Origin of the sequence: Thermotoga petrophila RKU-1, from assembly GCF_000016785.1 — a bacterium.
Classification (GTDB): domain Bacteria; phylum Thermotogota; class Thermotogae; order Thermotogales; family Thermotogaceae; genus Thermotoga; species Thermotoga petrophila.
This window is the reverse complement of record NC_009486.1, coordinates 340,166-352,810: the sequence shown is the minus strand read 5'-3', so window position 1 is coordinate 352,810 and position 12,645 is coordinate 340,166. Positions and strand designations below refer to the sequence as shown.

Annotated in this window: 11 protein-coding genes; 8 read left to right on the top strand and 3 right to left on the bottom strand. The window is 48.2% G+C overall.

Annotated elements, in window-relative coordinates:
* Position 1: 1 nt before the first annotated feature.
* Genes leuC through leuB form a run of 3 tightly spaced genes read left to right on the top strand, consistent with a single transcriptional unit; the run spans position 2 to position 2,828 of the window.
* A complete protein-coding gene (leuC, locus tag TPET_RS01840) occupies positions 2-1,255 on the top strand; it encodes a 3-isopropylmalate dehydratase large subunit (RefSeq protein ID WP_011943027.1) in 1,254 nt (417 codons plus the stop codon).
* Positions 1,256-1,259: 4 nt separating this feature from the next.
* Positions 1,260-1,760, top strand: coding sequence for a 3-isopropylmalate dehydratase small subunit (gene leuD, locus TPET_RS01835; RefSeq protein ID WP_011943026.1), 501 nt, complete (start codon positions 1,260-1,262; stop codon positions 1,758-1,760).
* A gap of 3 nt (positions 1,761-1,763) precedes the next feature.
* Complete coding sequence (leuB, locus tag TPET_RS01830; RefSeq protein WP_011943025.1) at positions 1,764-2,828, top strand: 3-isopropylmalate dehydrogenase; 1,065 nt, start codon at positions 1,764-1,766, stop codon at positions 2,826-2,828.
* An 18-nt stretch (positions 2,829-2,846) separates the two neighbouring features.
* On the opposite strand, the gene carB is transcribed toward leuB, so the two are convergent.
* Both carB and carA read right to left on the bottom strand, forming a co-directional pair.
* On the bottom strand, positions 2,847-6,146 hold the full coding sequence (gene carB, locus TPET_RS01825; RefSeq protein WP_011943024.1) for a carbamoyl-phosphate synthase large subunit: 3,300 nt from the start codon (positions 6,144-6,146) through the stop codon (positions 2,847-2,849).
* Positions 6,146-7,324 (bottom strand): glutamine-hydrolyzing carbamoyl-phosphate synthase small subunit, encoded by a 1,179-nt coding sequence (carA, locus tag TPET_RS01820; protein ID WP_008192299.1) that lies wholly within the window; start codon positions 7,322-7,324, stop codon positions 6,146-6,148. Before carA ends, carB begins: the two co-directional genes overlap by 1 nt.
* Positions 7,325-7,535: 211 nt before the next feature.
* On the opposite strand from carA, the gene TPET_RS09565 reads away from it, so the two are divergent.
* From TPET_RS09565 to TPET_RS01800, 5 genes are all read left to right on the top strand, one after another.
* Positions 7,536-7,799 (top strand): PHP domain-containing protein, encoded by a 264-nt coding sequence (locus TPET_RS09565; RefSeq protein ID WP_235231259.1) that lies wholly within the window; start codon positions 7,536-7,538, stop codon positions 7,797-7,799.
* Entirely contained in the window at positions 7,796-8,260 is a 465-nt protein-coding gene (locus TPET_RS09560; RefSeq protein ID WP_238374311.1) for a PHP domain-containing protein, read from the top strand. The genes TPET_RS09565 and TPET_RS09560 overlap by 4 nt, the downstream gene beginning before the upstream one ends.
* Positions 8,261-8,357: 97 nt before the next feature.
* Positions 8,358-8,906 carry a DNA protection during starvation protein gene (gene dps / locus TPET_RS01810; RefSeq protein WP_004081317.1) on the top strand — a complete coding sequence of 183 codons (549 nt, stop codon included), beginning with the start codon at positions 8,358-8,360 and terminating at the stop codon, positions 8,904-8,906.
* Between the two features lie 81 nt (positions 8,907-8,987).
* On the top strand, positions 8,988-10,043 hold the full coding sequence (gene corA / locus TPET_RS01805; RefSeq protein ID WP_011943023.1) for a magnesium/cobalt transporter CorA: 1,056 nt from the start codon (positions 8,988-8,990) through the stop codon (positions 10,041-10,043).
* Positions 10,044-10,172: 129 nt separating this feature from the next.
* Positions 10,173-12,086: a methyltransferase domain-containing protein gene (locus tag TPET_RS01800; protein ID WP_011943022.1), complete on the top strand. Its 1,914-nt coding sequence runs from the start codon at positions 10,173-10,175 to the stop codon at positions 12,084-12,086.
* Position 12,087: 1 nt separating this feature from the next.
* Here TPET_RS01800 and TPET_RS01795 read toward each other — a convergent pair whose 3' ends face one another.
* Entirely contained in the window at positions 12,088-12,627 is a 540-nt protein-coding gene (locus TPET_RS01795) for an SNARE-associated domain-containing protein (RefSeq protein ID WP_011943021.1), read from the bottom strand.
* Between the last annotated feature and the right edge of the window lie 18 nt (positions 12,628-12,645).

The window sequence follows — 12,645 nt, the reverse complement described above, 5'->3', positions numbered from 1 at the left end:
TATGACACTTGCAGAAAAGATACTCTCCCAAAAAGCGGGAAGAAAGGTGGAACCGGGAGAATTTCTCCTTCTGGAGCCAGACGTCGCCCTTGCAAACGACATAACGGCTCCGCTTGCGATAAAGAAGTTCAAGGAGTACGGTGGAAAGAAAGTGAAGTATCCAGACAGAGTGGTGCTCGTTCCGGATCACTTCACCCCCAACAAGGACATAAAGTCCGCTATGCAGGTAAAGATGATGAGAGAATTCGCAAGAGAGCAGGGGATCGAAAAGTTCTTTGAAATAGGCAGGATGGGAATTGAACACGTGCTGCTTCCAGAAGAAGGAATCGTAAAATCTGGAGATCTCGTGGTAGGCGCAGATTCGCACACCTGTACCTACGGAGCCCTTGGAGCGTTCGCGACCGGGGTGGGGTCCACCGACATAGCGGGCTTCTACCTCATAGGCAAGGTGTGGTTTCGTGTCCCTGAGAGCATAAAGGTGACTCTTCGTGGGAAGTTCGGGGATCTGGTGACTGCCAAGGACCTCGTGTTGAAGCTCATCTCCATACTGGGAGTAGATGGGGCCAACTACAAGGCGATAGAATTCTCCGGACCCGGTGTGAAAGAGATCAGTATGGACGGCCGTTTCACCGTTTCGAACATGGCGATCGAGGCGGGAGGAAAGACGGGACTGTTTCCGGTGGACGAGATCACCATTGCCTACGAAAGAGAAAGAGGCATAGAAGTGGAAGAGATGTACCCGGACGAAGACGCAAAATACGTGAGAGAAGTGGAAATGGACCTTTCTGAGCTCGAACCTCAGGTTGCATATCCCTTCCTCCCATCCAACGCGAAGGACGTTTCCGAAGCTGAGAAAGAGAGAATAAAGATAGATCAGGCGGTGATAGGAAGCTGTACCAACGGAAGGATAGAAGATCTCAGACTTGCCGCGCAGATTCTGAAGGGAAGGACAGTATCACCGGACGTTCGATGCATCATAATTCCGGGATCCCAGAAGGTTTACAAACAGGCTCTCAAAGAAGGACTCATCGACATATTCATCGACGCGGGCTGCGCCGTTTCCACGCCCACATGTGGACCCTGTCTTGGCGGACACATGGGAGTGCTCGCAGAAGGAGAGGTTGCGATCTCCACAACGAACAGGAACTTCGTTGGAAGGATGGGACATCCGAACAGCAAGGTTTTCCTGGCATCTCCTGCAGTGGCGGCGGCCAGCGCGATAAAGGGATACATCGCAGATCCGAGAAAGCTGTGAGGTGATGGTGGTGAAGATAAAGGGAAAGGTTTTCGTTTTTGGGGACAACGTGAACACGGACGAGATCATACCGGCTAGGTACCTCAACACTTCTGACCCTCAGGAACTCGCAAAATACTGTATGGAGGACGCGAGACCCGGCTTTGGAAGACGAGACGATATAAAAGGATCGATCATCGTGGCAGGAGAGAACTTCGGATGCGGTTCCTCGAGGGAACACGCTCCCGTTGCCATAAAGGCGGCTGGAATCTCCTGTGTCATAGCCAAGTCTTTTGCAAGGATTTTCTTCAGGAACGCTATAAACATCGGTCTCCCCATCGTCGAACTGAAAGAAGCCGACGAATTCGAAGAGGGTGACGTAGCAGAGGTGGATCTGGAAAACGGAGTGGTGAGGAATCTCACGAAAGGGAAAGAGTACAGAATAAGACCATATCCTGAGTTTCTCATGAAGATCATGGAAGCGGGTGGATGGCTTGAATACTGTCTCAAAGAAGTGGGGGAGTGACGGATGAAGATAGCGGTTTTGCCTGGAGACGGCATAGGTCCCGAGGTTGTAAGGGAAGCTCTTAAAGTGCTCGAGGTGGTGGAAAAGAAAACGGGGAAAACCTTTGAGAAAGTCTTTGGACACATCGGAGGGGATGCCATAGACAAATTCGGTGAACCCCTTCCTGAAGAGACAAAAAAGATATGTCTGGAAGCCGACGCGATCTTCCTTGGAAGCGTCGGAGGACCTAAATGGGACGATCTTCCTCCGGAGAAGAGGCCGGAAATAGGGGGGCTTCTTGCCCTAAGGAAGATGCTCAACCTTTACGCAAACATAAGACCGATAAAGGTCTACAGATCGCTTGTGCATGTCTCTCCTTTGAAAGAAAAGGTGATTGGATCCGGGGTCGATCTTGTGACCGTCAGGGAACTTTCCTACGGAGTTTACTACGGCCAGCCGAGGGGATTGGATGAAGAAAAGGGATTCGACACCATGATCTACGACAGAAAAACCGTGGAACGGATCGCGAGAACTGCCTTTGAAATCGCAAAAAACAGAAGAAAAAAGGTCACCTCCGTTGACAAAGCGAACGTCCTCTACAGTTCCATGCTGTGGAGGAAAGTTGTGAACGAAGTAGCGAGAGAATACCCTGATGTGGAGCTGACGCACATGTATGTGGACAACGCTGCCATGCAGCTCATCCTGAAACCATCGCAGTTCGATGTGATCCTCACAACGAACATGTTTGGAGACATTCTCTCGGATGAGAGTGCGGCACTTCCTGGTTCTCTTGGTCTTCTGCCGTCCGCGTCTTTCGGTGATAAGAACCTCTACGAGCCGGCAGGAGGTTCCGCTCCTGATATAGCCGGAAAGAACATCGCCAACCCGATCGCACAGATCCTCTCTCTCGCCATGATGCTCGAGCATTCCTTTGGAATGGTGGAAGAGGCAAGAAAGATAGAAAGAGCGGTTGAGCTGGTGATAGAAGAGGGATACAGAACCAGAGACATCGCAGAGGATCCAGAAAAGGCGGTTTCGACCTCTCAGATGGGAGATCTCATATGTAAAAAACTCGAAGAAATATGGTGAAGGGCCCTTCAGGGCCCTTCACATTTTCCATGTGTCGGTGAGTCTTCTCACCTTCACGATGGAGCCCTTCTTCATCTTTCTGATCGCCGCCACCGCTGCTCTGAGTGACTCGACTGTGGTCAGGTATGGGATCTTCCTCTTCAGCGCCGTGGTTCTTATCATGTATCCGACGGTTCTTCTTCCTTCAACTTTGAAGGGTTCTTTCCCGTGAGAGACGGCGACGAGCGCAGGTTCATCACTGGACTGGGTGATCACGACAAGGGATATCTTTCCCTGCTCCAGAAGATCTATCACGTCCGGTCTTCCTTCTCCCACCTTTGGAACCACCTTCACTTCCACACCGTGTGACTGCAGAGCCTTTGCTGTTCCTCTGGTTGCGTATATCTCAAAGCCCATGTCCGCGAGGTGAGCCAAGAGAGGAACGGCTTCCCTCTTGTCTTTGTCTGCGACGGTTGCGAGAATGGCTCCCGTTGTTGGCAGGGGGTTTCCGGCGGCTATCTGAGCCTTCGCGAATGCCTCTGCGAAATCTTCACCGATTCCCATCACTTCTCCTGTGGAGCGCATCTCTGGCCCGAGAAGTACATCCGTTCCCGGGAACTTATGGAACGGTATCACCACCTCTTTCACAGAGAACATCTTCGGCCAGGGAGTTGGGAGGATCTCGCTCTCATCCAGTTTATCAACTTTTACCCCTGGTCTTGTGGGATATGGGAAGTACTCAGAAAGGAGCTCAGGCAGGTTTCTTCCCACCATGATTTTGGCGGCGATTCTCGCCACGGGGATTCCGATCGCTTTGCTCACGAAAGGAACTGTTCTCGATGCCCTGGGATTTGCCTCTATGATGTAGATCTCCTCGTCTTTCACCGCAAGCTGTATGTTCGCAACTCCCACAATCTTCAACGCTTTTACAAGCTTGTAAACGGTTTCCTCTATCTCTTCCACGAGTTTCTCAGAAAGACTCACAGGGGGCAGAACACACGCGGAATCTCCCGAATGGACTCCGGCTTCTTCTATCTGCTCCATCAATCCTGCTATCCACACATATTTTCCATCCGACACGACATCTACGTCGAGTTCTATCGCGTCTTCAAGAAATTTGTCTATCAGAACGGGGTATCCCGGTGAGACAACGGCCGCTTCCTTGACGTACATTTCGAGTTCCTGAGGAGTGTCCACAATGGCCATGGCCCTTCCTCCGAGCACGTAGCTCGGCCTCACAAGAACGGGGTATCCAAGATTCTCTGCTACCCTCAACGCTTCTTCCACGGACGATGCCGTTCCAAATGGAGGGCACTTCAACCCGATTTGTTTCAGAAGCTTAGCGAATTTTTCCCTGTCTTCGGCGATCTCAATCGATTCGAAGCTCGTTCCTATGATGTTCACCTTCTCTTCTACGAGGTATTTTGCTATCTTCAGTGGTGTCTGACCGCCGAATGCCACCACCACTCCCTTCGGTTTTTCGTTCCTCACGATCTCCAGAACATCTTCAACGGTGAGCGGTTCGAAGTAAAGCCTGTCTGAAGTGTCGTAGTCAGTCGAAACGGTTTCGGGGTTGGAGTTGACCATTATGGTTTCGTATCCTTCTTCCTGGAAGGACCACACTCCGTGGACGTTCGTGTAGTCGAATTCTATTCCCTGACCTATCCTGTTGGGACCGGATCCCAGAATCATGATCTTCTCTCTGTCTGAAGGTACCGCTTCGTTCTCCACGCCGTTGTAGGTGGAGTAGTAATACGGGGTCTGTGCCTCGAACTCAGCGGCGCAGGTGTCCACCATCTTGTAGACGGGAAAGATCCGGTTGTCTTCTCTCATCTTTCTGATTTCTTTTTCTGAAACACCCCATATCTCCGCAATTTCCCTGTCTGAGTATCCCCACTGTTTTGCTTTCTTCAGGATCTCCACATCGAATTTCTTCAACTTCAGCTCTTCCTCGAGCTCTATACACGCTTTCATTTCTCTGAGGAACCATCTGTCGATCTTAGTGAGTTCGTGCACCTCTTCTACATCCATTCCGTTCCTGAACGCGGCGAAGACGTAGGAGATCCTTTCCGGCGTTGGATTTGCAAGGTGTTCTCTTATGTGTTCAAGATCCAGTTTGGGAGCGGCATCGAGTTCAAGGGATCTGAGGGCTTTTCCCAAGGCTTCTTTGAAGGTCCTGCCTATCGCCATCACTTCTCCTACGGACTTCATCTGGGTGTTCAGTCTTGGGTCAGCCCCGGGGAACTTTTCGAGCTGGAATCTCGGTATCTTCACCACGACGTAGTCTATGGAGGGTTCAAAGGCGGCCATCGTTTTGCCGGTGATGTAGTTCGGTATCTCATCGAGAGTGAAACCAACAGCAAGAAGTGCAGCAACTTTCGCGATGGGATAACCCGTTGCCTTCGATGCCAGCGCGGATGACCTGGAGACCCTTGGGTTCATCTCTATGACGACCATTCTACCGGTCTCTGGATCCAAAGCGAACTGGATGTTCGATCCACCCGTTTCTATACCGATCGCATCGATCACTTTGTAAGCTGCGTCCCTCATTCTCTGGTACTCAACGTCCGTGAGTGTTTGCGCAGGTGCCACCGTTATGGAATCTCCGGTGTGTATTCCCATGGGGTCGAGATTCTCTATGGAACACACCACAATGAAGTTTCCAGCTCCGTCTCTCACCACTTCGAGTTCGTACTCCTTCCAGCCGAGGACCGACTCCTCTATGAGGACCGTGTGAACCGGACTTTCTATGAGACCCTTTGTCACGATGTCTCTCAGTTCTTCTTCGTTGAACGCGATTCCACCACCTGTTCCACCAAGGGTGAAACTCGGCCTTATTATGACGGGGTAGCCGAATTCTCTTGCCGTCTCCAGTGCATCGGCGAGGTTGTTCACGAGTCTGCTTCTCAGAACCTCAAGGCCTGCCTTTTCCATGGTTTCCTTGAAGAGTTCTCTATCCTCGGCCTTCTTTATCGACTCGAGCTTTGCGCCGATCAACTGAACGCCGTATTTATCGAGGATTCCCCTTTCGGCAAGTTCCACAGCGAGATTCAGGGCGGTCTGTCCTCCAAGGGTGGGGAGCAGGGCATCTGGTCTTTCTTTTTCAATAATCTTTTCGAGGAACTCCACCGTTAGAGGTTCTATGTAAACGGCATCGGAAAACTCCGGATCTGTCATTATGGTCGCGGAGTTGGAGTTAACTATGATCACCTCGTAGCCGGCGCTTTTGAGAGCCTTCAGGGCCTGGGTACCTGAATAGTCGAACTCCGCAGCCTGACCGATTGTGATCGGACCGGATCCTATAACGAGGATCCTCTTTATGTCTTCTCTCTTCGGCATTACCTTACCTCCTTTATGAGGCGTTTGAATTCTTCGAAGAAGTACTTGGCATCGTGAGGTCCGGGAGAGGCTTCAGGGTGATATTGAACAGAAAAGGCTGGATAATCAACCAGCCTCATTCCTTCCATCGTTCCGTCGTTCAGGGAGATGTGGGTGATCTCGACTTTTATTCCCTGAGGACTGATTCCTTCGAGGACGGATATCTTCTGAAGATTTTTCGTGAGAACGTTCGCGTCCTGATCCTCGCTTCCCAGTTCTGGAAGGCCGAAACTCTTTGGATCCACAGCGAAGCCGTGGTTGTGCGTTGTGATCAGAACACGACCGGTTCTCAGATCTTTAACGGGATGGTTGATGCCTCTGTGACCGAATTTCATCTTGTAAGTCCTTCCACCAACGGCGAGGCCAAGGAGCTGATGCCCAAGGCAGATCCCCGCGAGTGGAATTTCTTCTTTCAGAAGGTCTTTGATCAATCTGACGGTTTTCAAAAGGGCGGCGGGATCACCGGGACCGTTCGAGATCAGAACACCGTCGGGATTCAGCTTTTTGATGTCGTCTATATCAACACTGTAAGGAACTCTCATCACTTTTGCTCCCACTCTCTTCAGGTCTCTGAGAATACCCCATTTGACACCGGAATCGAGTACCACCACTGAGAAATCTCCTTCCGGGTTTTCTACGATGACTTCCTTCGGTGAAACAAGACCGGCTAAATCCCTTCCAACGATACTGGGGCTTTCTTTCACCCGTTTTACAAGGGAATCCGGATCGAGATCAACGGTCGATATGGCACCTTTCATAGCACCTTTCACTCGAATTTTCCTGGTGAGTGCTCTGGTGTCCACTCCTTCTATGGCCACGATGTTGTACTTTTTCAAGTAATCGGGGAAAGACATGGTGGCTCTCCAGTTGGAAGGGGTATCCACGCTTCTGTAGACAACAAAACCGGCAACTTTTATTCCATCTGATTCTACGTCTTCGTCGTTCACTCCGTAGATTCCTATTTCCGGGTAGGTCATGACGACGATCTGACCGGTGTAGGAGGGATCGGTGAGGACTTCCTGATAGCCTGTCATTCCCGTGTTGAAGACCAGTTCACCAAAAGTTTCACCCTCTGCACCCAGACTCTGTCCAAAAAAAAACGAACCGTCTTCTAAAGCGAGAAGTGCTTTTTTGGACATGTTGCACCTCCTTCCCTTTCTCAGAGATTATACCCGCTGAAAGGACCTCCCGTCTTTTTCTTTACTTTGAATTAAAGGAAAGTCACAGGACTTTAATTTGGAATAAACATTTGAAATTTGAGAATTTTAATGCAATGAATGCAGGGTTCTGAAAACTAATAAACAATGGCTTAAACATCACCTTCCAAACCAATCAAAGGAGTGACGATAAATGAAAACCGATACGGAATGGCTTCTTTGTGATTTCCATGTACACACGAACATGAGTGACGGGCATCTTCCTCTGGGAGAAGTGGTGGATCTGTTTGGAAAACATGGAGTGGACGTGGTTTCCATAACAGATCATATAGTCGACCGAAGAACTCTCGAGCAGAGAAAGAGGAACGGAGAACCGCTCGGAGCGATCACAGAAGATAAGTTTCAGGATTATTTGAAACGTCTCTGGAGAGAACAGAAAAGGGCCTGGATGGAATGATCCTCATACCGGGTGTCGAAATCACGAACAACACGGATCTGTACCACATAGTCGCCGTGGATGTGAAGGAGTACGTAGATCCTTCACTGCCTGTAGAAGAAATTGTGGAGAAGTTGAAGGAGCAAAACGCTCTTGTTATAGCCGCGCATCCGGATAGAAAAAAGCAAGATGAAGAACATCTTTCGTGGTATCTCTGGGCGAACATGGAGCGTTTCAAGGACACGTTCGACGCGTGGGAAATCGCGAATCGTGATGACCTGTTCAACTCTGTTGGTGTGAAAAAGTATCGATACGTGGCGAACTCCGATTTTCACGAACTTTGGCACGTTTACTCCTGGAAAACCCTTGTGAAGTCGGAGAAAAACATCGAGGCGATAAAGGAAGCAATCAGAAAGAACACGGATGTGGCGATCTATTTGATGAGAAAAAACAGGTTGAATTCTCTGTCAGATGTGATATAATGAATGAAACTTTGGAGTAAAAATAGAACAACTACGATTTGTTACAAACACGAAAAGAACGCGTACTGAGTTAAGAAAGTGAGCAGGAGGTGTTACTATGGCGAGAGTGGCGAGGGAAATGGTGGAAAAAGCAGGGGTTGATGTCGATAAGCTGCTGGAACTTCTGATCAAGAATGCGGCGGCCGAACTCACGACTTATTACTACTACACCATCTTGAGAGCGAACCTCATAGGACTTGAGGGAGAAACCATCAAAGAGATTGCGGAAGTCGCAAGAATCGAAGACAGAAATCACTTCGAAGCACTTGTTCCCAGAATCTACGAGCTCGGTGGAAAACTTCCAGATTGCATGAAGGAGTTCCACGATCTCTCTGCATGTCCACCAGCAAGACTTCCGGACAAACCAACTGTTCAGGAGATTCTGAGGGTGCTCGTTGCCGCTGAAAGATGTGCGGTGAAAGGGTACACCGAGATATGCAACATGACCGCGGGTAAAGATCACAGGACCTACGAACTGTCTCTTGCTATTCTGAACGAAGAGATCGAACACGAATCCTGGTTCTCCGAGTTCCTCGGAGAGGGGCCATCTGGTCACTTCATGAGGCGTGGTGAAACTTCGCCGTTCGTTTCGAAATTCCTCAAGTGAAGATTCAACAATTCAGGCAGGCGCACCTTTGGGTGCGCCTTTTGTTTTAAAATAGGATCAAAAAGATCGGGAGGGATCGCAGTGGAGGAAAAGAGGCTGTCTGCTAAGAAAGGTCTCCCCCCAGGAACGCTCGTTTACACAGGGAAGTACAGGGAAGATTTTGAGATTGAAGTGATGAATTACTCCATAGAGGAATTTCGCGAGTTCAAAACCACAGATGTCGAATCCGTTCTTCCCTTCAGAGATTCTTCAACACCCACCTGGATAAACATAACAGGCATACACAGGACGGATGTGGTTCAAAGGATAGGTGAGTTCTTTGGTATTCATCCTCTCGTGCTCGAAGACATCCTCAATGTGCATCAGAGACCAAAAGTGGAGTTTTTCGAAAACTACGTGTTCATCGTTCTGAAGATGTTCACCTATGATGAAAATCTTCATGAACTGGAATCGGAGCAGGTCAGTTTGATACTCACAAAAAACTGCGTTCTTATGTTTCAGGAAAAGATAGGGGACGTGTTCGATCCCGTACGGGAAAGAATCAGATACAACAGGGGAATCATAAGAAAGAAGGGAGCGGATTATCTCCTCTACTCACTGATAGATGCACTGGTAGATGACTATTTCGTCCTGCTGGAGAAGATCGGTGATGAGATCGATGTACTGGAGGAAGAAGTGCTCGAAAGACCTGAAAAAGAGACAGTTCAGAGGATACATCAACTCAAGAGAAATCTGGTTGAACTGAGAAAGACGATCTGGCCGTTGAGAGAAGTGTTGAGTTCTCTTTACAGAGATGTTCCTCCTCTTATAGAAAAAGAAACGGTCCCATATTTCAGAGATGTATACGATCACACTATTCAGATCGCAGACACCGTAGAAACCTTCAGAGACATCGTGAGCGGTCTTCTTGATGTGTATCTTTCGAGTGTAAGTAACAAAACAAACGAAGTGATGAAGGTGCTCACCATCATAGCGACGATCTTCATGCCTCTCACCTTCATAGCGGGTATCTACGGAATGAACTTCGAATACATGCCGGAGCTCAGATGGAAATGGGGCTATCCTGCAGTTCTCGCTGTTATGGGTGTGATCGCTGTCATCATGGTGATCTACTTCAGGAAAAAGAAGTGGCTGTGATTCGTATTTAATAATTATTTAATCATTACTTAATGATAAGTTATCTGTACAGTCGATTGAGATGTAATGATAACCGGAGTAATAGATACTTTCAGAAAGTCAAAAACTATCCAGGGGGGAATTTAAAAAATGAAGAACAACGGATCTCCAAGGAAGAACATTCAGAGGAAGTACAGAAGATTTTTGGGACCTGTTACGGATCTGGAAGAACATGTGGAGCCTGACTGGTGGAGTCGTATCTTCAATTCGCTCTATCTAAAAACAGATGCAGATGTGGTGGACGATATAAACATTACCAGAGAAGAAGTGGATCTGTTCTCGCGCGTGTTGAATCTCTCTCCAGATGATCACATCCTTGACTTGTGTTGTGGCCACGGCAGACATTCTCTCGAGTTGGCGCGACGCGGTTTCCGAAACGTCGAGGGGCTCGATCGTTCTCACTATTTGATTCAAAAAGCAAAAAATCAGGCAAAGAAAGAGGGGCTGAACGTCAAGTTCAGAGAAGGAGATGCAAGAAAACTACCGTACTCTCCTGATACATTTGATGTGGTGTTGATCCTTGGTAACAGTTTCGGCTATTTCGAAACAGTGGAGGAAGATTTAAAAGTTCTCAAAGAAGTCTTCAGGGTTTTGAAGCCATGGGGAAAAATTCTCATCGATGTGGCGAATGGAGAATATTTGAAAAACAACTTCCAGCCGAGGTCTTGGGAATGGATCGACAAGAAACATTTCGTCTGCAGAGAGCGATCTCTTTCGGTTGATGGGAAAAGGCTCATTTCACGTGAGGTGATCGTCAACGCCGAAAAGGGAGTTATAGCGGATCAGTTCTACGCGGAGCGTCTTTACACACATGAAGAACTGGAAGGTCTTCTGAAAGCGGCGGGATTCAGCGATGTGAAATTCCATGGTGAGCTTTCTCCCACATCGCAGAGAAACCAGGATCTTGGGATGATGGAAAGAAGGATCATAGTAACAGCTGTTGCAAAGAAAGAATGGACCCCTGTCAGAAAAAAACCTGAACAAACCACAAAGAACGTGGTGGTCGTTCTGGGAGATCCCAGAAAACCAGATCATCTGAAACCGAATTCAATTTTCGATGAAGATGATTTTTACACCATTGATCAGATGAAAGCAGCTCTCAGAAGCTTGAAAGGGTATAACTTTTCCTATCTCGATAATCACGACACATTGATCACTGACCTGATGAAGTTGAAAGGGAAGATTGACTATGTCTTTAATCTGTGCGATGAAGGTTTCAACAACGATCCCAGGAAAGAAGCCCATGTCCCAGCATTGTTGGAAATGCTGGGAATCCCCTACACCGGTTCAGGTCCTCAGACGCTCGTCCTCTGTTACGATAAGTCCCTCATCAGAGGAATCGCAAGGGAGATGGGTATTCCTGTTCCAAGAGCTGTCTTCATCAAACCAGAAGACACCACTTTCGAACTACCATTTCCTTTTCCTGCCATCGTGAAACCCAACTTTGGGGATTCAAGTTTCGGAATAACACAAAAAAGTGTTGTGTACACACCTGAAGAACTCATAAATGCTGTTTCAGAGATAAGGAATAAGTTCGGTTACGATAAACCTGTGCTGGTCGAAGAATTCTTGACAGGAAAGGATCTGAGCGTGGGTATAATAGGAAATCCACCGGATTCTTACATGGTACTGCCGATAATAGAGGAAGACTACTCCGCGCTCCCTCCAGAGCTTCCAAGGATATGTGGGTACGAGGCGAAGTGGCTGCCGGACTCCCCGTACTGGAACATAAAGTCCATTCCGGCAGACCTTCCCGAGGAAACGGAGAAGTTCATCATCGATTGCTGTTTGAAACTCTTCGAAAGACTTGAGTGTAGAGATTACTGCAGATTCGACTGGAGGCTCGATGCCGAAGGTAACCCGAAGCTTCTTGAAGTGAATCCGAATCCCGGATGGTGCTGGGATGGGCATCTTGCAAAAATGGCAAAGATCGCGGGGATGTCTTACGCGGAGATGCTGGGGGCGATTCTCAAAGCGGCTGAAGAGAGGCTGAACATCAGATGATCTATCTTGGATGCTTTACAATGGATTTCGAGATTCTGCTCTTCCAGAGAAGATAAACAAGTATCACAACTGCAAAAAGAACGATCCCCAGAATTTTTGAAAACTTCAGGAAGACCTTTCCAGCTATCAGACTGGAAAAGAAAAAGGTACTCTCATAGAGCAAGCTCCCAAGCCATATGATAAGGAGTGCTGGGAGATTTCTTCCCGTGTAGCCCGCCAGAAACGGAGTGAACTTTCCCACCCAGGGAACGAATTTGCAAAGTGGGAGCAGTATCTTTTCCGAAGAAATATAAACGTTTAAGAACTCTATGAGAATCTTTCGTACGAATTTCCACTTGAGATTGAAAGACACCGATTTGAGCTTTTTTCCAGCAAAGAATGTCACAGTATCCCAGCTCAAAAGCCCCAGGTAGATCGTAAAGAAGGATGGAAAAATCTTCAGCTTTCCAACGGAGATCAGTGCTGTTGTTGTTAAAATTGGGATGGGAGTGCCCGAGTTGTCGAAAAGAAAAGTCGCAAAGAAGAGTAACAGATATTTCAATCTTTTCATCCCTCCCGT